A 25,163-nucleotide genomic window follows, 5' to 3' on the forward strand; every position below is an offset into this window, starting at 1 on the left:
GAGGTGAAGGACATGCTTTTCTTAGGTGCTTTTATAATACTCGTCGCCGTGTTTTTACTCGGGATTACGCTAATGCGTGCTGGTCTATTTATTCTCGGTAGCAAAAAAATGGAGCAATGGTTAAAAAAAATGACCAATACACCGATGAAAGGCATGTTTGCCGGAATTGCCATGACAGGCGTATTACAAAGCAGTTCCGCCGTCATGGTTATCATGATCGGCCTTGTCTCGACAAGGCTTTTACTCTTTCCACAAACAATTGGAATCATTTTGGGCAGCAATATCGGAACGACGCTCACTTTACAATTCATCACTTTCAATTTGACGAGCTTCATCATTCCTTTCGTAGGGATTGGTCTCATTTGTCTGTTCTTTAAGGTCTCATGGGTCAAGAGCTTAGGTTTCATCTTGATCGGACTTGCCAGCATTTTCGCTGCTATGAATGGGTTTGAAAGGCTAGCAGGCCCTTTGATGGACATCCCGCTTATGCAAAAACTTTTGCTAATGATGGGCGAACATGTCTTGTACGCTTTCATCCTCGGCATCGTCATTACAGCCATTATTCAATCGAGCACTGTCGTCACCGGAATTGCAATGAGTTTTTTAAGTGCCGGCATTTTCCCTTTAGAAACAGGTATTCTCATTATGCTCGGCGCGAATATCGGTACATGTGCCACTGCATTAATGGCAAGCATCGGGGCAGGCCAAGAAGCAAGACTGACAGCTTTCGCTCATTTATGGCTCAATATAGGGGGCGTCTTACTTGTATGGCCTTTCATTTCCTATTTGGCGCTGTTGAGCGGCCTCCTCTCAGACCAATCCGATGTACAATTGGCGCATGCAAGTGTTATTTTCAATTGCGTCTCTTCCCTTATTGTCTTGCCGTTTGCCGAGCGTTTCGGACAATTGATTGCTTGGGTGCATAAATGACAATTAGAAAATCATTGCATTTTAACTTCTTAGTCTGGACATGTTATGATAGTAGTGAGAGTATCGCATCTTTATAGACTTGATTGTGTGTCAATATCGTTAGGAGAGAATTCAGTTGGACAAAAAAGAAAAACAATTACTTGAATACTATTATAATAAGTTCTCTGAAAGAGATTTTGATGAGAAAGATCTTTTCAGTTTCTTACTATTCGTTAAGGAAAAGACAAATGACAATAAGGTCATCCATGAACTAAGCCATCTTCTCATCCATCGAGATAAGATGACAGGCTATGTAAAATCCTATTTTGACGATTGCACGGATATTATCCGTAATCTCGAAAAAGAAAAGAAGCGTAGAAAAATTGAAAATCTATTTTCATTTAAAGAATTTAGAAATGGGTTCAATGCATTGTTTTTACAATTTGGATTCGAAAAGTTGCCGACTGAAGTCATCAATGATTTCATCTTATGTATCATTTCATTACTGCAAGGAATTTCTTTGCGTTCCGAAAATTCGAATCGGGCAATTGGCCATTTAGGTTTTGCCGCCTCCAGCAAAGAAGTGTTTTTAATGGGCAATATGAAAACACTCAGCAAAGGCCGCTATATTCCCGTGACATTTCCGGTATTATCTGTCAACAACATTTATGAAAAAGTGACAGCCCAAGATAAGAATGACACGCCCTACTTATTTAACGACGAAATAATTGAAGTGATCAACATGGACGGTCAATTAGTAATTACGTTCCCAACGATCAATTGAATAGTATCGATATGAAAACCAGCCTGATCCAGTGTGGACAGGCTGGTTTTCTCTCTGGGTAATAAATTTCTATTTTGTGTTTTTCTTTTTAGCCGCATTTTCCAGTTTGGATTTCGGCTCTGTTGCAAATTCCGTATTCATATTGCCTTGGGGCGTCACACTCGACGCGTTTCTTCCTTTGTTCTGATTATTCTTCTTCGACATTTCTCTCCACCTCCAGTTATCTTCGCATTGTAGTGTGTCCCGATCATCGCAAAGCAATTCCTCATCATTGATTTCATAAACAATGGAAATTCATCAATTCATCCAACATAAAAATCAACACAAAGGGAATACTTAAAACAAATTGTGAAGGTGAGAGGAGTATTACGTTAAACATGGCGGACAATACATTATCGGTTTTCGCATTAGGCGGCATCAATGAAATCGGAAAAAATATGTATGTGTTACAATACGCGGATGATATCATCGTCATCGACTGCGGTTCTAAGTTTCCAGATGAAAGTACATTAGGCGTCGATTTGATCATCCAAGATATATCGTATTTACAGGAAAACAGGGAAAAAATCCGGGCATTGATTGTGACACATGGACATGAAGACCATATCGGCGGCATCCCCTATTTGCTGAAACGACTGCCGATGCCCGTGTACGCAACCAGATTGACACTCGGCTTAATCCAAATAAAACTAAAAGAGCATGGGCTGCTTAGAAGTACGGAACTTGTACAGCTTAATGCCGATTCGGATATAGAGCTCGGCACGATTAACACCACCTTTTTCAAAGTCAATCATAGTATTCCCGATTGTTTAGGAATCGCGTTTCAAACACCCGTAGGTACGGTCGTCCATACCGGCGATTTTAAGTTCGACTTAACGCCGATGAATGATGAATATCCCGATATTCATAAAATGGCTGAAATCGGAAAAAAAGGCGTTTTGCTTCTTTTATCGGAAAGCACGAATGCGGAACGGCCAGGTTTCACCCAATCTGAACGCGTAGTCGGCGACCATATCGAAGATGCTTTCCGTAAAGCCGATCAGAAAATATTCATCTCGACGTTCGCTTCCAACGTCCATCGTGTACAACAAGTTGTCGATGCCGCGCAAAAGACGAATCGAAAGCTGGCATTGCTTGGCAGGAGTATGGTCAATGTCGTATCGGTTGCGGAAGAACTCGGCTATTTGACGATTCCTGAAGGCATGTTGATCGAAGCGCAGGAAATCAACCGATTAGCACCGGAGAGGGTTGCCATTCTTTGTACGGGAAGTCAAGGTGAACCGATGGCGGCACTGTCACGTTTGGCCAGTTCCGCTTTTCGTGGCGTTTCCGTTTTACCTGGAGATACGATTATCGTTGCTGCGGGTCCAATACCTGGAAATGAAAAAGATGTTGCGCGTATCATCGATAACTTATATCGTTTGGGAGCTAAAGTCGTTTATGGATCCGGACAGACAACGGGCATGCACGTTTCCGGACACGCGCATCAGGAAGAACTGAAACTGATGCTCACATTGATGAAACCTACTTATTTCATTCCTATTCACGGGGAATACCGAATGCTGTACATGCATAAATTATTGGCCGAATCGGTAGGCGTTGATAGCGATAATATTTTCATCATCAACAACGGGGATGTCGTCGATATTCAACAGGCTGTCGCTCGCCAAACCCGCAGTGTTGAAGCTGGAGAAGTTTTTGTTGACGGATTAGGAATTGGCGACGTAGGAAAAATCGTCTTGCGGGATCGTAAACTGCTATCCGAAGAAGGGATGCTCGTCATCATGGTGACATTGAACAAATCGAATCGCCAACTGATTACAGACCCGGATACCATTTCCCGCGGATTTGTCTTCGATCCCGATTCAGCGGATCTCATCAACGAAGTCAATCAGTTAGTCATGACAACCGCTGCCGAATGGCGAGATACGGAAGCTAACTCCCGAAATTTGAAACGAAAGATCAAAAATGCGGTGGAGAAGATGTTGTATGCCCGCACAAAAAGAAGACCAATGATCCTTCCATTCATTATTCAAATCTAACTGTTAAGTTGGAAAAACGGGTAAGGTGAAATTTCACCCTCCCCGTTTTTTTTTCAATGGCCCTCCTATTCTTGCAATTGTGTATACTAATAGTGTGAGAATGATCTTCTGAATGAGGATGTGGCTTATGGATTCAAAAGAAAAACAACAGGAACTGGAAGTACTGGATGATGAAGAACTCCAAGCGTTGGTGTTAGAGGCACAACAAGAGGCTCTTTCTCCGGAAGGCCGTAAAAAAATGGAGAACAAATCCAGACGGCCATTTCCCAAATGGCTATTTTGGTTGATTGCCATTGTCATGGTAGTAAATACATTTGTCGTGCTGTTCGAAGTATATTCGATTCCTGCCATTGAATTTGTCAAAACTTCCACACGATTATCTGCACAAGATGACATCGCTTCCTATAAAAAATCCGTTGTTGTCGTCAACACAGACGGCAGTAAAGGAACAGGGTTTGCTATTTCCAGTGAAGGGACGATCCTGACAAACTATCATGTGATTGAAGGAAATAACTCCGTCACGGTCTCGTTCCCAGAAGACGGACGATTTACAGCCAAAGTGGTCGAAACGTATCCGTCCATCGATTTAGCCGTGTTGGAAGTGAATGGGCAGGATCTCCCTTCATTGCAACTGGCTGAGGATACGCATATGACAGCCGATGATCCGGTTATCTTTATCGGTAATCCCTTGCGCTTCTCCGGCATCGCCAATGAAGGAACCCTTTTGGGAGAGATCCAGTTAAAAAATTGGGAAGAACCTGTTCGGATGATGGAAGCGCCTGTATACCGAGGCAATAGTGGGAGCCCGCTCTTGAATAGTGAAGGCCAAGTGATCGGTGTCGTATTTGCTACATTGGATCACGAAGCACACGGACGCGTCGGATTATTTGTGCCTATCGACTTATTTTACGAACAGCAACATTCGTACAAAAGATAAAGGAAAAGACCAGCATCTTGAGGTCCGTTGCTGGTCTTTAAGCATTAAATCGTTTTTGAAGTAACAGGATGGCATTCCCGCTCTTCGGTACCAGTCTTTTCTGTTTGCATTGCGCTTCCAAGATTGTTCTCACTTCAGGACGATAGAGGTTTCATATTGTTTATGTAAATCCTTCAAAGCCGCAATAATAGCATTTCCCGCTTTCCCCAAATAATGATGCCGCACACTCTCCACCGGCCCTTCAATGCCATTTTGTAAGCTATGCCCTTTCAATAATTGCTGCACAAACTCTTGTCCATGGACCGTTGCTAGCGTACAGCTTGCGGAAACGATTACAGCATACTGCTTATCGATCTCTGCAGTAATGGTCAATGTTTCGTACATATTTTGTGCTGCCATTCCGGACGGCAGTCTTGAATGCCCCGCTAAAAAAATTGTGTTCATCGCTCCTCATCCCCCTTTTCTTCAAGTTCTTTCACAACATTACGTTTAAATTACTATTTCCACAAAACTAAATATAACCCTTCTTTCGAATATTGCGTGCACAAGAAGATTATAGCATAATTTGACAGTTAGAAGTCACTCCCTGATTAATAATAAAAAACAAACCAGTCATTTTCATCTATGACTGATTTGTTTCATTTGTAAGTTTTTTTGCTTTTAAATCATAATGGTGGTGATCAGAATGCCCAATCCAATCCCGACGACAATCGCAGCCGCATAGTAAATTCCCCGTTTCAATCCTCCATCCTTTCTAGTGGTTGGTAGTACAGTTTATTGGAGAAAGGCGGATAATATACGGGAATTATTTCATTGTGGTTGCAAACATACAATCATTTAATGCTTCTCTAGATTGAAAGGAATGCTTTCTAAATTTTCGCCATCTGCATCCATTTGATAGAGTTGATAATCCGCCTTCCGTTTCCCGAATTGTTTATCGACCATAAAATAGACTTTGCCATTTTGTGGACTGATCATGGGGTGACTTGTATGTTGTTTTAAATAGGTCAGTTGTTTTTCCTCACCATTATTCCAATCGTAATAAAACAATTCATACTCATAGATGCCTTCTGACCCTGTTTGACTCACCGATTGAAAAATCATGGAATGGCGATCCGGCATGATCACAAAATCATAAATATCCTTCTCCCAGTCATTGTTGCTCACAACCGATAGGTCATCAGGGGCATCCAATGGAATTTGAAAAACTTTTTGCTTCATCTCAAACGTATCCTCCGCCGTTTCTACATGCGCATCATCAGGCATTTGCACATAGGCCATTTTCCCGTCCGGTGAAATTTTCAACGAGCGCATTGAGTATTTGGACAACTCCGTGAACTGCTGACGCGATTGATTGGAAATCCGATAACTAAACAGATCGAACTCATGAGGATGTGCACTTGCAATCGGGGAATAATTTTCAAAAGTCCCGGCACGCAAATAAAACAACATATCTTCGTTTTGCGGATCAAAGGCAAGTTCAGTCAGAAGCGCAAGATCTGTAAAAAGTTTTTCGGATGTCAGTGTTACAAGGGACAACAGATGGACTGAACTTTCCATGTCCGATTGGACGTCTTTATTTGCCGATACGAACGCAAGCGAAGAACCGTCCGGCTTAAAGACGATATCGAGTATCGATTGTTCTGTATCCAACTGCAAGACCGGATTATCAAATGTTTCTTCAGCATGCTTCAGATAGATGCCTGCTTTTCCCTTATCATATGCGACATAAGCGATTGTACCGTTAGCAGAAACATCAAAGATCGGCGTAAGTCCTTGTTGCTTTTCATCTTCAGACTTTTGGAAAACAAAACCGAGAAGAATGAGAAGAACCGTGATTGCCAAGATCGGGATCAGGAGCAAAACGATGGGCTTCCGTATTTTAATTTTATTCATCAAATGATCCCTCCAAACCACCAAAACACTAACGCCAAGACGACGATAAAAGGAAGCAGCGCTACCATATACGCACTTTTCTTCTTTTCCTTAGATAATAAGATTATTTGAACGATATAAGCAATGATCCAAATGAGTAAAGGCAAAAGGAAAAGCAGGATACGCGGATTAAATTCGCCCGTTGAAAATGCAAGAAATGCCCAAAGAAAAAACAATGTTGCACTAGTGATGAAAATCCCCCACGTTATATTCAACGCATGAATAATCATCACTTGCTTCTTTAACTTTTGCTTCCTCGTTCGGTAATCAAAAATCGTTGTGCGATAAACAAGGGCAATCGTCAGCAGTAAAATTCCCCATGCCAAAAAGGTCAAAGGGGCCGCAATCGCAGCATCTACACTGGAGGCGAATCCGGCGCCTAGTAGATAGATGAACAGATGAATAAGCAGAAGGCTATTGATCCAAGCACGTCTATTCAAAAAAGATATCGGTTGCAAGGAAAAAACCAATAAGCAAACACTGACAGATACGGATAGAAGAAGCCAAGTGATCAAAGCATCCCCTTCCACCACTAATTGACTAATATAAACCGCAAACGAAAAAAGAAGCGAGGCAATCACTAATGCCAACAACATCTGTTTACGGTATGGAAACATCGCCTGCTGAATTTGGCTACCAATCTGTTTTTCATCGCCAAAACTGGCCATAGCCTTGCACTCCGCCTCTTGTTCGGAATAGCCTTCCCTCAGCAATGCTGCATAGGATAATTCCAAGTGAACAAGTAATTCCTCATATAAATCTTCTTTTTCATCCAATGGTGCATCAGTTTGCTGTACGATATTATCGACGAAACGGTGAAATGCCGAATTCATATCAATCCCTCCGAACTTCTGCGGACGAGCGCATCCATCCATTTCCAATTTTCACGTTTGTGATCAAGCGCTTGTTTGCCCGCATCCGTAATATGATAATACTTCCTCCTTCCGCTGTCCGTCAGATGCCAATAAGATTCGATCCACTCTTTTTTCTCCAACCTTTTCAAGGCGGCATAGAGAGTGCCTTCGCTCATCTCATACGTGTCCTCACTCAACTGTTTCATGATCTGAATCATCTCGTACCCATACATATCACGCTGTTGTATAAGGGATAGTAACAGAAGATCGATACTCCCTTTCATCATTTCCTTATCCATCCAACCCCTCCATATTCTTGTTAGCTATAGCTTACTACGATGTACCTCGTATTACAAGGGTTATAGAAAGCCATAATAAAACACCCCAAAAGTTAGATTTTGACTCTAACTTTCGGGGTGCATATCACGAAGGTGGTTTTCCCGTGCCTACTATGCCAACATTTTCAATCATGATAGGTTCATTTTATCAATTACGCCTCGGCGTAATTGCGTCCAGATTTTGAATCGAGCTTGCTCGATTAACTCCTTTCAAAATCTGTGACATCCGCCGGAGGCTTAACTTGAATCAGCAGGGAGTTTGGACTCCCTCTGATTCAAATGTCTTCTGGCATTCATCCCGCCACTTATGGAAGTGGGGGACTTCTGCTGAATCAAGTTAAAGCTCAAAATCCACAATTATACTATCGACTAAACCGATTTCTTTTGCATAGGCCAAAACCTCTTGGTGCATCGGGTGTGGACCGTATTGTTCCAAAGCATACCCACTTTCAAAACGAACGGTTAAGCCGACTTGATAGCCTTGATTTCGCTTGGAGAAATTATGCCCCTGTTGGATATCTACAATTCCCGGGATCCACTCTCTCAATCTTTTCGTTCTATAAATAAGCTCATCGATTTGCTCCAGCTTCGTTCCAGTTGAAAATTTCAGCAGAACGATATGCTCAAGCATGTTGATGCCTATTTAACGTTTGCTGATGGAATCCAGCAATCTGTTTGTATTGATCGGAAATATCTTCCAACTCCTGTTGTGAAATAATGTCATGGACATGATCAAATCCCAGGGGTGCACGCTCCTCCGCGATTTGCATAACGACTTCCGGCCCGTTTTTCCGATTGCTTTCCACAATGGAAGCAGTCGGTTGAAGACGTGCTTCTTCATAGGCACGCAGTGCAAGTTCCACATCCTTTTCTTGTTGAAATGCCTCTCCTAACGCATCGGCATCGAGAATTGCCTGAGATGCGCCATTCGAGCCAATTGGATACATCGGATGGGCCGCATCACCAAGGAGTGTTATTTTTCCAAACGTCCATTGAGGCAATGGATCACGGTCAATCATCGGAAAGGCATAGACGGTCTCTGTTTTCTCAATGAGTTCCGGAACATTCAACCAACCAAAATCCCATTCCGAAAAGGACGGTGCAAATATTGCTTTATCGACTTTTTCGTTCCAGTCACTTTTGGGTGGTACATCTCCCCCGACATGCAGTTCGGCAATCCAGTTAATCAACGCCTCGCCCGTGTGACTAGTTTTCGGTGTGACAGGATACGCTACAAATTTTTGATCTTGAAAACCGGCCATGATCATCGAACGCTCCGTTAGAAATGGCTCGTCTTCTGTAATGCCTCTCCATAAAATTCTTCCACTAAACTTTGGTAAGCCTTCGTCCGGATAGAAGTGCTTTCGCACATTTGAATGGATACCGTCCGCACCAATCATCACATCTGCTTGATATGAACCTAGCTTTTCATTCGTTTTCCGATTGATAAAGTGCGCCTCCACACCATCATCTGTCGATTGGAATGATTCGAGATGATGTCCCGTGATAACGGATTCTTCGCCGATACGATCTATTACCGCCTGCAACAGCATCATTTGCAATCGGCCACGGTGAATGGAATATTGCGGCCAAAGATAGCCTGCTTCCAACCCTCTCGCTTCCTGCCAGATTCTCTGGCCGTATTTATTGACATACAATAGTTCCCCAGTCGGCAACCCAATTTCCGACAGTTCCTTTTCAAGCCCTAAATTTGTCAAAATTCGGACAGCATGTGGTAAGAGATTAATCCCGACACCGAGTGGTTTAATCTCGGAAACACTTTCAAAAACTTTCACTGACATGCCTGTCCGGTGAAGTGTGAGAGCCGTAATGAGACCCCCGATTCCCCCTCCTATGATCATTGCATTTCTCGTCATTGTCTCTTCCTCCATTCGATCATTTCATTTCTATGTATAGAAAGCGGTTTCCTCTTTGTTCATTTTAGAGCATTCTTGATCTAGAATCCATTCTAATTTTCAGTTAAGACGAATACTTCCGACATTTCTTCAAATTATGTGCATATCAGATATTCAGATCACTTTCTATAAAAATAAAAAAGCATCTCTTCCTTGTGAGCAGGAATCGCTTGAAATAATTCCTGGTCAGAAGAGATGCTTGGCAATTATTTTCGCTTTCTGGTAGTCAGCAAGTGTGTCCACATCAAATAGAATCCCTTCGTCTTCTACTTTCAAAAAGATACGATCAGAAATTTGATGCATAATCGCTTTCCCACCCGTATCACCTTGCAATCGGGCAAATAAATGCCTGTCGATATTCCCGAAAAATACGGGATGTCCCACTTCCCCGTTATACATCGGTCGAATCATAAATGGCGCATCTGTTTCCTCCAACCGCTTTGCTCCGTGTTGGTAGATTGTACGAATGGTTTTGGTTGAAAGAAACGGTAAATCTCCAAGAAACACCATTAAATTCGGATGAACTTCCTTTAAACTTTCTATGCCCACTTTTAAGGATGAACTTTGTCCTGAAAGATAGGATTCGTTTACTACCCAGCGAAAACGCTCACTATCAATCAAAATATTTTCTTTAATCGTATTTGCCTCATGTCCAATCACCGCAATGACTTCAGAAAAATTCTCATGTAATGAGCAATTTATCACATGCTCCAAAATTGGATCATTTCCTAAAGAAAGCATTTGTTTCGTCTTTCCCATTCTGCTCGAAGTTCCAGCAGCAAGAATAATTGCACAAATAGATGGATTCATTGCGCTTCCTTTCATAGTTCAACATAGTATTCCTATTTTGCTAGTTCAATGTATGGTGGTGAATGACTTCAGAACCTTGTAGAAAACCTCCTGTATGTCCATTTTTGACCGCAATCACTTCTGCCAATATACTGATGGCGATTTCTTCCGAAGTTTGGGCGCCAATGTCCAAACCAATCGGACTATATAAACGTGAAAGTTGCTGTTCAGAAAAAACGATGCCTTGTTCTTTCAATCCATCCAGCATCCTCATTCTCCGAGAGCGTGGCCCAAGTAACCCTACATATGGTGAAGAAGAGTTTAAGACGAACTTTAATGTTTGTTGATCTTTTTCTAAATGGTGGTTCATGACAATAATATAGGTGCGATTTCCTATTGTTAATTTATCCTGAAATGTATCTTCACCTGTCACAATTCGATGTGTTCCAGGAAAGCGTTCTTCACTATTATAAAATGACCTTGAGTCGACAATTGTCGTCTTTAAACCTAAGGAGACACTATAATTGGCAACAGGAATCGCATCATGACCTGCCCCGAAGATCATCAGTTCAATGGGGGGCATATAGACATCTATAAAAATAGGAAATTCCCTGCCATCGGATAATATAAGGATGACAGTTTCTGACTTTGGATTGTTTTCTTTTAATTTTTGAGAAGCAATTTTAATGATCTGTTCATTAATCTCTGCCCCGCCCAGGTCACCCATCGGCTCAGCCTCACCGGAAATGAATAGACGACCGGATTCCGGGTCCGTCAAAGGGGAACCAGTTTGCAAAATCGTTGCCAGTACCCCGGCTTGTTCGGCTTCTATACAAGCTAACCAAGCCTCAAATGCTGATTGTTTAGACATGTTTTGCCTTCCTTTCAGCCATGCGTATTAACAACATATACGCATAAGCAAATAAGATTCATAATTAATACTACGTTAGGAAACTGGTTCAATGTAAATTTCCACTTTGCCAGGGCAACCTAGACCCAGGCCCCATACAAGATCTTCGTCCATGTCATACATTCTCAATATGGGTGTCCCGGATTCGATCACTTCTATTGCAACTTCCGCTACATCTGCTTCAAGACACCCTCCAGAAATCATTCCCGTTCTATTTTCGTCTTCGTCAATGAGCATCTTCGCACCTTCCCGTCGATAGGCCGACCCAAACACTCGTACAACTGTCGCCAATGCTGACTTTTTTTGTGCTTCTCTCGCTTTATGTAAAGCCTTCAATACTAATGCATTTTCATGCATAACAATCACCCCCGAATTTGACTTGGTGGAACGGATTGAAGAAATGAAAAGACCGAGCACTATAAAAGTCTCAAGCCTTTTCACTTCCTTATCATGCGTATTTATAGAAGGACAGTTTTCAAAGCACGCGCAGTATATACTTTACAAATATTCGCCCGGTATTCTGCCGAAGCGAATAGATCACTGCCCATTTCTCCATCTTCGATTGCCAATTCCGCTGCAGATTGAATAGTCGTTTCAGTTGGTCGTTGTCCCAAAAGTTGCTTTTCTACAGACGATGCCCGATAGGAAACTTCACCTACACCGGTGATTCCCACTCTGACAAAATCGATGAAACCTTTCTTATCCACCCCTGCCACAACCGCAACCCCTACAACGGGATACCCGGAAGCGTGATGGAAAAACTTGAGATATGTCGATTTTGTATGTGATGGAGGGATTTTGAAACTGACACTCGTTACGACACTATTTTCAGGTAATAGTGTAATGAGCGGACCAAGAATGAACCCATCTACACTCATTACCTCTTGCCCCTCATCCCCTTGGATTTGCAGCTCTGCTTCCAAAGCAAGCGCAGGTGCAGGCAAATCTGCAACTGGATCGCCATGGGCAATATTGCCACCGATCGTCCCACGGTTCCGAATTTGGATATCCCCGATTTGGCTCGCGGCATCAGCCAATACAGGAACCAATTCTTGAGCGATCGGATGAGTTGCCAATTCATGATGCGTTGTTAATGCTCCGACAATTATCCGGTTTCCTTCAATTCGCACCCCTTTTAGTTCGGCAATACGACTAATATCGATGATTTTGCCCGGTTCAGTCACTCTGAATTTCATAAGTGGAAGTAAACTATGGCCACCAGCCATGATTTTGCCTTCGCCATCACTTTGCTGTAATAATTGGATAGCCTGGTCTACTGAGTCTGCACGAACATAATCGAATTTTGCGGGTATCAATTAGTTCCCCTCCCCATTTTGAATGGCTCGCCAAACCTTTTCAGGGGTGAGCGGCATTTCAATGTCCTTCACTCCGTATGGCTCTAATGCATCGATAACCGCATTCATGACGGCTGGAATCGATGCGGTTGTCCCGGTTTCTCCGATCCCTTTAGCGCCAAGCGGATTAACGGGACTGAGCGTTTCGGTAAACGCGGTTTCTATTCGCGGGAAAAAGCGTGCTTTTGGCATCGCATAATCCATGAACGAACCTGACAGAAGTTGACCAGCATCATTATAGACAATCCCTTCCCAAAGAGCTTGCCCGACCCCTTGAGCGATTCCCCCATGCACTTGGCCTTCAGCTGTGAGCGGGTTAATGACACGTCCGACATCATCGACCGCTATATAGCGCTTTATCTCTATTTCGCCTGTATCTTTGTCAACTTCGACAATTACAATATGTGTACCAAAAGGATAAACAAAATTTGAAGGGTCAAAAAATGCCTGTTTTTCGAGCGATGGTTCCATATCTGCTGGTAGATTCCAAGCCATATTTGCAGATTTGGCAATTTCTTTGAATGTACGTCGCTTGCTTGGAGCGCCTTTCACTTGAAAGACTCCATTCGAAAAATCAATCTCGTCTACAGATACTTCGAGTTCATGGGCAGCGATTTTCTTCGCTTTGTCGACAATCCGATCAGCAGCCATTGAGACAGCCCCTCCGCCAACCGCTACTGAACGTGAACCATACGTCCCCCATCCCATCGAAATGGCCTTCGTGTCGTTAAAGACAAAATCGATATCTTCCATTGGAATACCCAGTTTGTCTGCGACAACTTGTGAAAATGTCGTGTCATGACCTTGTCCATGTGGAGAAGTTCCTGTGTAGACATTTACTTTACCTGACGGGTGGACCCGCACAGTCGAATTCTCCCAAACACCACCCTGAAATCCGATTGCCCCTGCAACAGCCGAAGGTCCGAATCCGCATAGTTCCACATACGTGGAAATCCCGATGCCGATCAGTTTACCTTTTTTCCGTTGGTTCGCTTGTTCTTCACGCAACTTTTTATAATCTATCATCTCGAGCGCCTTATTCAGCGGTTTTTCATAGTCGCCGCTATCATAAACAAGCCCTTGTGCATTCGTATATGGAAAATCTTCCTTTTTCGCGAAGTTTTTTCGCCTTATTTCAATCGGATCCATGCCGATCTTTTTAGCAAATAGGTCAATCGCCCGTTCAATCTGATACGTGGACTCCGGTTTTCCGGCACCCCGGTATGCATCTGTCGGTGTGGTGTTCGTATAGACTCCGAATGTTTCACATGAGGCCTTTGGAATTGCATAGGCACCTGTAATCATTAAACCAAAGTCGATGGTGGCAACTCCGGGTCCCATTGTGGATAGATAGGCACCCAAATTCGCCGTATTCCTTACACGTATTGCGGTTAATGTACCATCTGATTTTCCTGCCAATTCAACGTCAATAATTTCATCCCGTCCATGGTTCGAGGCGGAGAAATGCTCATTTCGCTCTTCAACCCATTTGACGGGTCTACCTAAATCACGTGCAGCATAGCCGATGAGCGCCTCATCCGGATACACGCCGATCTTGCCGCCGAAACCTCCCCCCATATCCGGCACGATGATTTGGAGTTTCGACTCGGATATATTGAGAACTTCCGATAACACCATCCGGTGAATATGCGGGTTTTGTGAAGTGCACCAGAGTGTCAATTCCCCGCTACCTGGATTGTACTGACCAATTGCGGCCCTTGTTTCCATCGCGCTCGGTGCAACTCGTTGCACATTAAAACTCGCACGGACAACCACTTCCGCCCCATCAATATCCGCGTCGTCCACTTCTCCTGCTTTCCAATGTAAAGCGATATTATTTTCAATATCATCATGGACAAGAGGTGCATGCTCGGCCATTGCTTCTTTCTGGTTGACAGCTACGGGAAGCGTCTCATATTCCACTTCAATGAGATCCAACACATCCCGTACGGCATAACGTCCTTCGGCAATGACAAGGGCTATCCCGTCTCCGACATACCGAGCCCGGTCGATGGCCAGTGGATATTGAGGTGCTTCTTTTAAATTGGCATCTGGTACTAACCATGACGATGGAATCCTTCCGATTTTCCCTTCTAGGTCTTTTCCGGTATAGATGGCTACAACGCCTGGTGCCTGTAAAGCCTTTTCAATATTAATCTTTCGGATGAGTGCATGTGCGTGAGGACTGCGTAAAATGGCTGCATGCAAAAGTCCAGGTAATTGAATATCATCCGCAAAATTCCCATTGCCGGTTAGAAGCTTTGGATCCTCTTTCCTTTTCAACCGTGCACCTACATGTTTAACCATTACGACAGCACCTCCTCGATTTCAATATTTTGTTCAGCCATCAATTTTGCCGCATGTTTGACCGCATTGACGATAAACTGATAGCCAGTGCAACGGCAAATGACACCTTCTAGGCCTATACGGATTTCCTCATCTGTCGGATTTGGATTTTCTTTTAACAGTGCTACCATGGCCACCATGACACCCGGCGTACAATAGCCACATTGTAAGCCATGTTCTTCCCAAAAACCTTGCTGAATCGGATGCAGATTTTTTATAGTGCCTAACCCTTCAACTGTCGTTATCTCCGTTCCGTCAGCCTGGACCGCCAACATCGTACAAGATTTCACCGCAGCCTCATCCAGCATCACCGTACAGGCTCCGCATTGGCTCGTATCACAGCCGATATGAGTCCCCTTCAACCCTAGTCCATCTCGGAGATAGTGAACTAACAAAGTTCGTGGTTCCACTTCAGCACATCTTTCTTTCCCGTTCACTATCACGCCTACAGATACATCTTGAATGCCCATCTATTACACCTCCATAATAGTAAAAGAACTGGATAGTACCTGTTGGGAAACCCTTATACCTTTATCCTTTTTCCGCTGAATGTAATGCTTGTATAGCTGTCACATTTCAGCCATTTGTTTTGTCTCTTTTTCTATATCTTTAAAAAATTGTCCGATTACCACTTTTGCAACGCCCCCTACGATACGCTGACCAATCGAGGCAAGAAGACCCGTTACTTCCACATCTGCATTGCAAGTAAGTGTCACCCCATCTTCAGTCTCTTCCATATGCATAGCCGCATCCGCTTCAATTTCACCAGGTTTCCCTTTTGCATGAACAAGCAAGCGATAGCTTTCCGGTTCTTGCTTATCTACTTGTTGAACATCCGCTGTAAATTCGCCTTTTATCGGACCGATATTAATACCTAGAATACTATGAAACACATTGTCCTCAACTTCTTCGAATACTTTACAACCCGGCAAAGCCTTTCGTAAAACTTCTTTATCTTGAATCGTTTTCCATAACGTCTCTCTCGAAATCCCTTTAAACGAATAAGAATGCTCCATCTTCATCAATCGTCACCTCCATTTCTCATTTTTGAATAATATGCTTGACCGGAACGATTTTTATATCGTTGTTCGTCAGAGCTTCCACAATGGCTTTCGCTAATTGTGGTGCACCGGGTGTATCTCCATGAATGCAAATCGTTTCGGCCTCGATAGAAGCATCTTTTCCGTCATGCGTCTGTACTTTCTTTTCTTTAATCATGCGCACGACACGGTCAGCCATTTGGGCATAGTCTGTAATCACTGAACCTTTCCTCGTTAAAACAATCGAACCATCCTTCGTATGTTCCCGATCGGCATAGGCTTCCTTTGCAACCGGAATGCCCATTTTCATCGACTCTTCCATGAATACGGAGTTATTTAAAGAAAATACGATCATATCGGATTGAACGTCATGAATGGCTTCCAGAATCGCCCGTGCGATTTGCTTGTCTTCCATCGCTTTCATGAATAAGGCACCGTGTGGTTTACAATGCTGGAGTTTCACATCGTATGCTTTGGCAAATTCCCTCAATGCACCCATCTGATACGTTACGTAATCCTTCACTTCAGACGGGGTACATGCAAGATCCCGTCTTCCGAATCCTAGTAAATCAGGAAAACCAGGATGTACCCCTATGCCTACTTCGTACTTTTTTGCCAGTTCAATCGTCTTTCTCATCACATGTGGATCCCCTGCATGAAAACCGCATGCAATGTTCGCAGAAGTGATGTATTGCATCATTTCCTCGTCATTCCCTTGATCGTACAAACCGAAGCTCTCACCCATATCGCAATTTAAATCTACTCGGAGCATTTGCAAAACCTCACTTTTACACAATTGTCATTTACTTTGTCCATTCAGTACGGCAAGCTCTTGTCCTGCTTCCACAATTTCTTCATTTGAGATTAAAAAGCTTTCAATGACTCCTGCAGATTCTGCTTTCACCTCATAAAAGGTTTTCATCACTTCAATCAAACCGATCGTATCCCCTTCGTTTACCACGTCTCCTTCATTCACATAGTCGGCTTCTTCCGGTGAAGGTTTACGAAAAAAAATGCCGGGTATTGCTGCAAGTATTTTCTGATGATTACTCATTGATAACCCCTCCTGTTCCTAAGTAAAGTTGTTCTTTTATTGCATTCAATTTATCTTTTTCCTCTTTCCTTGCTGCAAGTGCTTCCTCGATACTTACTGAAACGAATTTTACAGTTTCGTTCGTCTTGATTTGCCCCATTTTATTTAAATCTGTACTGATGATTGTCGCTATCGTGGCATATCCTCCGCCTGTTACAGCGTCATTCAACAAGGCAATCGGCTCGACACCATCCGGTACTTGAATCGATCCGATCGGGTAACCAAGGTCAACTACATTGGACGGGTTGCTCCCTGCACCAAACGGCTGTTCACGTTCAACAAAATTCAAACGTTCCCCTTTGAACCGATAACCGACCCGATTGGCTTCCGGTGTTACGCTCCAATCGATTGAGAAAAAACGTTCCTTACTTTCTTCGGTTAATCGATAGCTGCAAAGACCTAACACCACTCGAATTTCATGCTTTTTCGAAAAAAGCGGGATCAACTCATCTGCAACCCGCGCGCCAGCTTGTACCGAATGAAGACGATCTGCGCCGATGACCAGTTGATCATTCGCTTGGAGGGGTCTGCCTTCCAAACCACCAATTCCACATAATGTATATGTAGAACGGGATCCCATAATTACGGGAACATCAATCCCGCCCGCTACCGCAAGATACACTCTGGCGCCCTGTTTAACAAAGTCAAAGCTTAGCCGATCACCTGCCTTGACGGACAAAGCTTCCCACATCGGTACGGCTTCCCCATTTATTTTCGGAGGAATTTCGCCACCAGTGAGTGCGATAAGCGCATCTTCCTGAAATTCCAGAACAGGCCCCAAATACGTAATTTCTAAAGTGGCAGCGTTTTCATTATTGCCGACAAGCAAGTTACTGACAGTATAGGAGTATTTGTCCATCGCCCCGGACGGAGGCATACCAACTTCATAAAATCCGATACGTCCCCCGTCTTGAACTGTCGTCTGCAAACCGGGACTAATAACTTTGATCATGCATACAACCTCCCTAATACATCTTCGGAGAAGCCTTTTGGATCATCCAGTACGTTTTTCGGTTTGAAGGTAATATCTTTCGTTAAATAACGGAAAGTTCCCTTTTCAACCGTTTCGCGGATTTTCTCATACTCGTCCATCTCGATACTGCGATATCTGAAAATATCCCCTTGTCTTGGGAATGTTAACGAATCTTTGAAGTCAGGGGAACGTTGCTCTTTTTCGAAAATTGGCGCTGCTGCTGTTCCGAATAACTGGTATCCTCCAGCCCCTTCCACTGGATAGATAACTGCAAATGCTCCGCCAAAACCGAACGCTCTTTCTGGCGTATACGTTCGTGGACGAACATACTTCGGCACTTCGATTTGCCGTTCTCTCGGAACCATTTGGTAGCACCAAGGCAACCCTGGAACAAAGCCGATCATTGATACGAGGTAAGGGGAATCTGTGATTGCTTTTATCAGTTCTTCTTTTGAGTCAAATCCATTGATGTGAGCCGCATATTCCAAGTCGGTCGAATTTGGATCTTGATGGCGATCCCTGAAGCGCATTAACGCCTCATTTGTCCATGGATCATCAAACAAAATCGGAACATCGACAATCCTTGAAGAAATTTCAATATCATCGATAGAGACCGTTTCCTCTAAATGCTGCAGTTTTGCAATGAGCACGTCGGGATGAATTTCATCCGGATTAAAACGGACCATATAAGATGCGTTTGAAGGACAAATATCCACGATTCCTGGTAGTTCCTCTTCTTTCAGTTTTTCAGTAATCGCCATTGCTTGGAAATTGACTTCCAATCCCATTTCCTCGGATAATTCCACAAAAATAAACTCATCTCCGCCATATTCATAACGAGCCATTTCCACTTCACCTCACGATTGATCTCTTTTTTGATAGAACTAGTGTTGTGCAGACTTAAACGCATAGACGTACCATATTACCTTTTCAATCATTCAAGAACTATCCTACTATCGAAGATTACAATAGTCAAAATAAAGTTATAATTTCGACAGCTTATGACGAAAGATCTTATAGATTGCCAATTAAGCATTACAAAAACAAGCCCTGTATTCGATATCGAATACAGAGCTTGTTTTATAAATTTCAGTAAAGAATCGAACAAGAAAATTCTTCACTTATTATCTACTTTGCTCATTCAAAGAGAAAGAGGTTATTCTATAAATCCACTTTTGCCTGGGCTCCTATCGCCCAATGTCAACTAAATTTATAAGCGGCATCCGGTTCTAACACGATTGTACACTGTATTAGAACCTGATACCGCTATTTAAAAGGAACAATTATCTTTTTATATTATACTGCTTTCACCTTACCTAGAAATTTGAGCAGCGTATCGTTAAATTTTTCGGCTTCTTCGATTTGTGGTGCATGGCCGCTCTGTTCGAATCTAACCAATGTTGCATCTGGAATCTGCGCTTGCAAATAATCACTCGTTTCTTTACGATAGAAACTTTTAGCTCCATATGTGATGAGACAAGGAACGGATATCTTCGGCAATATCTCTCTATAATCTTGGAGTGCCATCGCTATCCACATGGCAAGCATCACATGAGGGGTATTTTTCTCCGCTTCTTCAAAACACCACTGTAGCATTTCTGGATCGTCGAAAGTCGGCGCAAACATCGCAGGAACAAAACCTTGTGTGTGCACTTTCCAGTCTGTTGCAATGCTCGCCAATGTCCATAAGTTTTTCTCATGCTGGAAATCCCCAAATAACCCAAGCTCCCATTCCTCATCAGTCAACAGCTTCGGTGTCATATCGATATAGCAGAGACTTTCTATATTGTCGCATCCATAATTTTTCACATACTCCCAAATGATATGTGTGCCCATCGACCAACCTACCAAAGAGACATCTTCCAATTTCAGGTAAGTTATCAAATCCCTTAAGTCTTTTGCAAATTGGGCCATCGTCAAACCCTGTTCGACTCTACTGGAGTCCCCATGCCCACGGAGATCATAACGGATGACACGATGATGTTTTGCCAGCTCGTTAATTTGCTTCTTGAAATGCTTTCGAGATGCGGACCAACCATGGATTAGTACAACCGGTTTTCCTTTTCCTTCTTCCTCGAAATATAAGTCGACATGATCTTCCGTACGAAAATACGCCAATCGGAATCCCCCCTTCTTAGTTAAGGCTACCATACTTAAAAGTAGAAACAAATGAGTATTCCGAATTAATCGATATTTAAATTGACAATTGGAAGTGTCTTATACTCTACTGTCTCAATACGGAGAAATCATTCTTTTAGACGAAAATCTCAAAAATGCCGATGAAAATGAGTAATCCACCGGCAATCGTTGAGGGATATTTCCCGATTGGCGTTCGGGAGAGCAATTTTCCACAATGGTTACTCGCGCCTATCGTCACAAGGGAGAAGAAACCGATCGAGAGCACAGCCCCTAATGCTGAAATCCCATTTGCACCGATTCCTATTCCAGTGGCTAAACAATTTGCAGAAAGGATGACTCCAAGCATCAATGCCTCCCGAAACGAAACAATTTTATCTCCGTTTCTATCAATCAATGCCGGATTTTTTTCAGGCGCATCCCCATTTGACTGATGAGGTATAATCGTCCATAATCCTATCGCACAAAGTAACAAGCTTCCAATCAGGCTAGCAGTATCTGGCGATATATACTCGATGATCCTATTCCCTGCGATTACTGAAACATAAGTGACAGTCATCGATACGCCTGCAATCGTCAAGTTCGATACAAACGGAATTTTGGTCTGCTTCACGCTATAAGCAAGACTGACGACAAGGTTATCCAAATTGGCGGCAATGCCCAATAGTATAATCGTTATCCACTGCATAGTTATCCCCCTACCTACAATTCAATCCTATCTTGAATCATATGCAGAGGGATTTTTGGGGTCTGGACAATCGCCGACAGACTAGGTATTTTTCGCTTCTGGATTGTTTGGACAACAAGCATTCGAAATGCTTAAGATGCAGCAGGTTCACCGCTTTCCGCCACAAGTCGATCATAAAGTGCTAAATCCTGTTCATAAAGTTCTTGATACGTTGACAAACTATGCGTTTTCACTTTTTCAAAGCTGTGCCAATCAACAATCCGATAAATCCGATTCAACTCTTCTGCGTTTATCCATGCCGTTTCCTCGAAAAGGATATTCATCTTATGTTCTTCAATGATCATCTCTAGCAATTCGAGATTCTCATATTGTTGATGAAATGGATGTTTTTTTTTCATTTCGTATATTTCCATTGTTCGCGGCAAAGAATCCATCAATGCCTCTCTATCCACTGCATGGCCTAGCTCATGTAGCGTCAATATCTTGATATATTCATGAAGTGGGATATGGGTCTGCATTTCGTTTCTTGCTTGCTGCAAACGCTGTGTATCAAATCCCACATAATCGAGTATAAAATTATAGCTCATATTCACTCCAGAGCTATCAGGCTTTAAACGAATATCCATCTGGACAGCTGCAACGGTCGACTGAATCAATTGCTTAATGCTTTTATTTTTCGTTCTTTCCGTCATTCGTTCCCCTAGCTTTCTAGTAATTTTAAGTTTATCGTTTGAGGATGTGGGTAATATAGTGGTACAAGGGTAGATTACGCCTTATAAAGAAATATTATCCAACCATTTTATTTTACAGAAAATAGAATACTTTTTCAAGAAAACAATCTTCCCCACGATAACATTATGTGTTTCGGATTTGTTCGGAAGGATTGAAGGATAAATACAGGAAAACGGAGGCTCCCTTTTCCAAGGGGCCTCCGCGAGAGGTTGTTGCTATCCATGAACTCGATAGATCGGATTCCTTTGTTATTTTCCGCAACACTTCTTATATTTCTTGCCACTTCCGCATAGGCATGGATCATTTCGGCCAATCTTTTTATCGGAAATGCCATTTGATGCTGGATCTTGGATTGATTTCAAATAATTTTTTTCCATGGCGGAAAGCTCAGACGGCGTATGCCCTCTATTCTCCCAAATACGCGTAGTATTAGCGATCATAGAGATCATATAGGCATATTCATTCATCTGCATGACATCTTTCATGGCGAATCGTCTAATAAACTGTTGCGTCACGATTTGGGAATAATTTTCTGCGGCTTGCAGTTTAGTGATCAAGTCATCCAATATCCCTTTCACCATGATTGTACTGCCACCGAAAAAATCTTCCGCAAGTTTTCCCATAAACTGTTCGTGAAAATCCGTCATTTCATAATATTCGCCGTCTACGTAGCGTAAAAGCTCCTCTTTTTCAGGCACATAGAAGGGTTTCCCAGCCGTTTTTTGTAAGAGTCCGTCATCTGCTGCTTGATGTGCCAATGCTTTAGGTTGTACAGTAATTTGTGCTTTCTTTAGCAATTTAGCATATCGAGGATCCGCTAGAAGAGCTTTGATATCTTGACTGGATATGTTTGGCTCATTTTGGCCATTATAAATTTCCAGAAATTGTGGATATTCGAGATAGCCATATAAATTTCCGCAGGCGATAGCATATTGAATGATCCGCTCAGCGTTTGGTATCGGACTCGTCTTCAATTGATTTGGCTTTGGACTTGATTCCACTTGATTCGGCATACGGTATTTATCCGATTTCACGTTGTAATTTTCATGGTCAATGAATGCCCATTCCGTCTTTTTATATTTGACTGCTTTTAAGATCTCGTTCACCATCGCAAGGTTCAAAGGCCTATACAATTGACTTTCAGCCCATGCGACAGTCGTTTCGTTATCAGGATGGGTTGGATCACCATACACTTCTAGAAACGCCGCAAATCCTGGTGGACCGCCCACATCCTCCGGTGGCGCCATACCTTCTCCATCCAATAGCGTCGGATAGCCAAAATAATAATCCTCTACCGTTTCTTCAAGCGACACACGAATTTTCCAACCATCTCCAAAATCATAATTATAAATAAACTCCCCATGTTTTTGAAGATACGAATCGATTTTCATACGTGTCGGTTGTTTGACCGCCTTACCGAAATATGTCTTTCCTTTGTATTCCTCTGAAATAAATTCATTATTTGTAATATAATCTTCCTCTGTCTCTACTGCAAAGGAATGATAAGGATCTCCAGCACTTTGGAAATTGGTAACACGCTGAATGGTTTCATGTATTCGATTCACGGTCACATCCGCTGGTAAAATCACACGTCGCCACACAAGTGGAGAAATGTCTTCAAAGGTTATTTTTAGAATATATGCTTTCATATGTCACCTACATCTTTTCCTCTAATCATACGCCATATTGTCTTTTTAATCGACCTTTGGCTTTATTTCCATACATTGTATCCTTAATTATTCCATATTGAGTGATTTTAGTAAACCTTCTTTTCATATTATGACGGAAACATCAAAATCCTGAAAGAAGTATTTATATAGCAAAATGCGTATAATAAATGTACAAATGAACAAATTAAACGCTATAAATAAACAATAGCAGATGGGAGATTCAATGACAAAAAACAATGCTTCCACTTCAACAGGATGGAATTTTGATAATAGTTATGCACGTCTACCGCAATCCTTTTTTTCTGTGCTTGAGCCAAATCCCGTACCGGAACCGAAGTTGGTCATCTTGAATGATTCTTTGGCAACGTCTATCGGCTTGAATGCTGAAGGCTTGAAAAGCGAAGAGAACATCGCGGTTTTTTCCGGCAATCGGATGCCTAAAGGCTCATTACCGCTGACGCAAGCATATGCGGGCCATCAATTCGGGAATTTTACGATGCTGGGGGACGGTCGTGCGATGCTTATTGGCGAACAAATCACGCCTTCAGGTGAACGAGTTGATATTCAGTTGAAAGGTTCGGGACGCACCCCTTTTTCGCGCGGAGGGGATGGACGAGCGACATTAGGACCGATGTTGCGGGAGTATATCATCAGCGAAGCGATGCATGCGCTTCGGATCCCCACAACGCGCAGTTTAGCTGTCGTGACTACCGGTGAGTCGATAATCCGCGAAAAGGAGTTGCCAGGCGCCATCCTCACCCGCGTTGCCGCCAGTCATCTACGGTTTGGCACTTTCCAATATGTTGCCAATTGGGGCACAATAGAGGAACTTCGTACGCTGGCTGACTATGCCATCCAGCGGCATTACCCTGAAATTGAATCGGACGACAGCCGCTATCTTACATTTTTTCAACGGGTTTTGGAACGTCAAGCATTGCTCGTTGCAAAATGGCAACTTGCCGGTTTCATTCACGGGGTGATGAATACGGACAATATGACGATTAGCGGGGAAACTATTGATTATGGTCCTTGTGCTTTTATGGATACGTATGATCCTAAAACAGTCTTTAGTTCGATAGACGTTCAAGGGCGCTATGCTTATGGTAACCAACCCCCGATTATTGGTTGGAATCTCGCTCGATTTGCTGAGGCGTTACTACCATTGTTCCACACAGAACAGGAAAAAGCCGTTGAAATTGCTGAAAAAGCTCTTTCACAATTCCCAGAGCGTTATGATTCCTATTGGTTCTCGGGAATGCGAGCAAAATTAGGCCTATATAATGAAGAGACCGAAGACAGGGAGCTTATTAGAGACTTTTTGAATATCATGCAAACTCATCATGCAGATTATACGAACACTTTTCTTGCCTTAACGTTTAACAAGCCCGAAGAACTGGGATTTTTCCACACTGTAGAATTCACAGAATGGAATAAAAGATGGGAAGCTCGACGAAGCAGACAGCATGAAACCACTGCGTTTAGTCAACAATTGATGCGAGACAATAATCCGGCGATCATTCCTCGTAATCATTTGGTGGAAGCCGCACTTGAAGCAGCGGTCGAACGGGATGACCTCACTGTTATGCATAGGCTTCTCGATGCTCTTTCGAACCCATACGACCATACAGATGTACAAGCTGAATATGCCATGCTGCCAGAATCTCTATCAACAACCCCATACCGCACTTTTTGCGGTACATGATCTGCATAGTAGAA

27 protein-coding genes are annotated in these 25,163 nt (G+C 42.9%); 5 read left to right on the top strand and 22 right to left on the bottom strand.

Annotation, left to right across the window (positions count from 1 at the left end; all coding sequences use genetic code 11):
- Positions 1 to 12: 12 nt before the first annotated feature.
- Positions 13 to 930, top strand: a complete 918-nt coding sequence (locus tag MHZ95_RS05225; protein ID WP_239389467.1) for a Na/Pi symporter — start codon at positions 13 to 15, stop codon at positions 928 to 930.
- Positions 931 to 1,045: 115 nt separating this feature from the next.
- The gene (locus MHZ95_RS05230) at positions 1,046 to 1,693 is read left to right on the top strand and encodes a hypothetical protein (protein ID WP_239389468.1); all 648 of its coding nucleotides are present in this window, start codon (positions 1,046 to 1,048) and stop codon (positions 1,691 to 1,693) included.
- Positions 1,694 to 1,762: 69 nt separating this feature from the next.
- On the opposite strand, the gene sspL is transcribed toward MHZ95_RS05230, so the two are convergent.
- Positions 1,763 to 1,897 carry a small, acid-soluble spore protein L gene (gene sspL, locus MHZ95_RS05235; protein WP_239389469.1) on the bottom strand — a complete coding sequence of 45 codons (135 nt, stop codon included), beginning with the start codon at positions 1,895 to 1,897 and terminating at the stop codon, positions 1,763 to 1,765.
- Positions 1,898 to 2,070: 173 nt separating this feature from the next.
- Between sspL and MHZ95_RS05240 the strand changes: the two genes are divergently transcribed.
- Together MHZ95_RS05240 and MHZ95_RS05245 are read left to right on the top strand one after the other, a co-directional pair.
- Positions 2,071 to 3,735, top strand: coding sequence for a ribonuclease J (locus tag MHZ95_RS05240; RefSeq protein ID WP_239389470.1), 1,665 nt, complete (start codon positions 2,071 to 2,073; stop codon positions 3,733 to 3,735).
- Positions 3,736 to 3,862: 127 nt separating this feature from the next.
- Positions 3,863 to 4,672 carry a S1C family serine protease gene (locus MHZ95_RS05245; protein ID WP_239389471.1) on the top strand — a complete coding sequence of 270 codons (810 nt, stop codon included), beginning with the start codon at positions 3,863 to 3,865 and terminating at the stop codon, positions 4,670 to 4,672.
- Between the two features lie 129 nt (positions 4,673 to 4,801).
- On the opposite strand, the gene MHZ95_RS05250 is transcribed toward MHZ95_RS05245, so the two are convergent.
- The 21 genes from MHZ95_RS05250 to MHZ95_RS05350 form a co-directional block, all read right to left on the bottom strand.
- A complete protein-coding gene (locus MHZ95_RS05250; RefSeq protein WP_239389472.1) occupies positions 4,802 to 5,116 on the bottom strand; it encodes a DUF3870 domain-containing protein in 315 nt (104 codons plus the stop codon).
- Positions 5,117 to 5,509: 393 nt separating this feature from the next.
- On the bottom strand, positions 5,510 to 6,568 hold the full coding sequence (locus tag MHZ95_RS05255; protein WP_239389473.1) for a TolB-like translocation protein: 1,059 nt from the start codon (positions 6,566 to 6,568) through the stop codon (positions 5,510 to 5,512).
- Entirely contained in the window at positions 6,568 to 7,440 is an 873-nt protein-coding gene (locus tag MHZ95_RS05260) for a permease prefix domain 1-containing protein (RefSeq protein WP_239389474.1), read from the bottom strand. Before MHZ95_RS05260 ends, MHZ95_RS05255 begins: the two co-directional genes overlap by 1 nt.
- Positions 7,437 to 7,760 carry a PadR family transcriptional regulator gene (locus tag MHZ95_RS05265; RefSeq protein WP_239389475.1) on the bottom strand — a complete coding sequence of 108 codons (324 nt, stop codon included), beginning with the start codon at positions 7,758 to 7,760 and terminating at the stop codon, positions 7,437 to 7,439. The genes MHZ95_RS05260 and MHZ95_RS05265 overlap by 4 nt, the downstream gene beginning before the upstream one ends.
- A gap of 376 nt (positions 7,761 to 8,136) precedes the next feature.
- The gene (locus tag MHZ95_RS05270; protein ID WP_239389476.1) at positions 8,137 to 8,430 is read right to left on the bottom strand and encodes a Dabb family protein; all 294 of its coding nucleotides are present in this window, start codon (positions 8,428 to 8,430) and stop codon (positions 8,137 to 8,139) included.
- On the bottom strand, positions 8,423 to 9,676 hold the full coding sequence (locus MHZ95_RS05275; RefSeq protein ID WP_239389477.1) for a flavin-dependent oxidoreductase: 1,254 nt from the start codon (positions 9,674 to 9,676) through the stop codon (positions 8,423 to 8,425). Before MHZ95_RS05275 ends, MHZ95_RS05270 begins: the two co-directional genes overlap by 8 nt.
- A 225-nt stretch (positions 9,677 to 9,901) precedes the next feature.
- The gene (locus MHZ95_RS05280; RefSeq protein WP_239389478.1) at positions 9,902 to 10,525 is read right to left on the bottom strand and encodes a nucleotidyltransferase family protein; all 624 of its coding nucleotides are present in this window, start codon (positions 10,523 to 10,525) and stop codon (positions 9,902 to 9,904) included.
- Between the two features lie 40 nt (positions 10,526 to 10,565).
- Entirely contained in the window at positions 10,566 to 11,375 is an 810-nt protein-coding gene (locus MHZ95_RS05285) for an XdhC family protein (RefSeq protein WP_239389479.1), read from the bottom strand.
- Between the two features lie 75 nt (positions 11,376 to 11,450).
- Positions 11,451 to 11,771, bottom strand: a complete 321-nt coding sequence (locus MHZ95_RS05290; RefSeq protein WP_239389480.1) for an XdhC family protein — start codon at positions 11,769 to 11,771, stop codon at positions 11,451 to 11,453.
- A gap of 101 nt (positions 11,772 to 11,872) precedes the next feature.
- Positions 11,873 to 12,730 (bottom strand): FAD binding domain-containing protein, encoded by an 858-nt coding sequence (locus MHZ95_RS05295; RefSeq protein WP_239389481.1) that lies wholly within the window; start codon positions 12,728 to 12,730, stop codon positions 11,873 to 11,875.
- Positions 12,731 to 15,076 (bottom strand): xanthine dehydrogenase family protein molybdopterin-binding subunit, encoded by a 2,346-nt coding sequence (locus tag MHZ95_RS05300; protein ID WP_239389482.1) that lies wholly within the window; start codon positions 15,074 to 15,076, stop codon positions 12,731 to 12,733.
- A complete protein-coding gene (locus tag MHZ95_RS05305; RefSeq protein WP_239389483.1) occupies positions 15,076 to 15,585 on the bottom strand; it encodes a (2Fe-2S)-binding protein in 510 nt (169 codons plus the stop codon). Before MHZ95_RS05305 ends, MHZ95_RS05300 begins: the two co-directional genes overlap by 1 nt.
- A 99-nt stretch (positions 15,586 to 15,684) precedes the next feature.
- Entirely contained in the window at positions 15,685 to 16,137 is a 453-nt protein-coding gene (locus MHZ95_RS05310) for an SRPBCC family protein (RefSeq protein WP_239389484.1), read from the bottom strand.
- A gap of 19 nt (positions 16,138 to 16,156) precedes the next feature.
- Entirely contained in the window at positions 16,157 to 16,927 is a 771-nt protein-coding gene (locus tag MHZ95_RS05315; protein WP_239389485.1) for a LamB/YcsF family protein, read from the bottom strand.
- A gap of 27 nt (positions 16,928 to 16,954) precedes the next feature.
- On the bottom strand, positions 16,955 to 17,209 hold the full coding sequence (locus MHZ95_RS05320) for an acetyl-CoA carboxylase (protein WP_239389486.1): 255 nt from the start codon (positions 17,207 to 17,209) through the stop codon (positions 16,955 to 16,957).
- Positions 17,202 to 18,200, bottom strand: a complete 999-nt coding sequence (locus tag MHZ95_RS05325) for a 5-oxoprolinase subunit C family protein (RefSeq protein ID WP_239389487.1) — start codon at positions 18,198 to 18,200, stop codon at positions 17,202 to 17,204. The genes MHZ95_RS05320 and MHZ95_RS05325 overlap by 8 nt, the downstream gene beginning before the upstream one ends.
- Complete coding sequence (locus MHZ95_RS05330) at positions 18,197 to 19,066, bottom strand: 5-oxoprolinase subunit B family protein (protein WP_239389488.1); 870 nt, start codon at positions 19,064 to 19,066, stop codon at positions 18,197 to 18,199. The genes MHZ95_RS05325 and MHZ95_RS05330 overlap by 4 nt, the downstream gene beginning before the upstream one ends.
- 451 nt (positions 19,067 to 19,517) lie before the next feature.
- On the bottom strand, positions 19,518 to 20,339 hold the full coding sequence (locus MHZ95_RS05335; RefSeq protein WP_239389489.1) for an alpha/beta fold hydrolase: 822 nt from the start codon (positions 20,337 to 20,339) through the stop codon (positions 19,518 to 19,520).
- 136 nt (positions 20,340 to 20,475) lie between these two features.
- Positions 20,476 to 21,045 (bottom strand): manganese efflux pump MntP, encoded by a 570-nt coding sequence (locus MHZ95_RS05340; protein WP_239389490.1) that lies wholly within the window; start codon positions 21,043 to 21,045, stop codon positions 20,476 to 20,478.
- Between the two features lie 131 nt (positions 21,046 to 21,176).
- Positions 21,177 to 21,737, bottom strand: coding sequence for an integrase (locus MHZ95_RS05345; RefSeq protein WP_239389491.1), 561 nt, complete (start codon positions 21,735 to 21,737; stop codon positions 21,177 to 21,179).
- Between the two features lie 288 nt (positions 21,738 to 22,025).
- A complete protein-coding gene (locus MHZ95_RS05350; RefSeq protein WP_239389492.1) occupies positions 22,026 to 23,426 on the bottom strand; it encodes a plasmid pRiA4b ORF-3 family protein in 1,401 nt (466 codons plus the stop codon).
- A gap of 244 nt (positions 23,427 to 23,670) precedes the next feature.
- Here MHZ95_RS05350 and MHZ95_RS05355 point away from each other — a divergent pair, with 244 nt between their 5' ends.
- A complete protein-coding gene (locus tag MHZ95_RS05355) occupies positions 23,671 to 25,149 on the top strand; it encodes a protein adenylyltransferase SelO (RefSeq protein ID WP_239389493.1) in 1,479 nt (492 codons plus the stop codon).
- Positions 25,150 to 25,163: the final 14 nt, after the last annotated feature.

The organism is Sporosarcina sp. ACRSM, assembly GCF_022346545.1.
Classification (GTDB): domain Bacteria; phylum Bacillota; class Bacilli; order Bacillales_A; family Planococcaceae; genus Sporosarcina.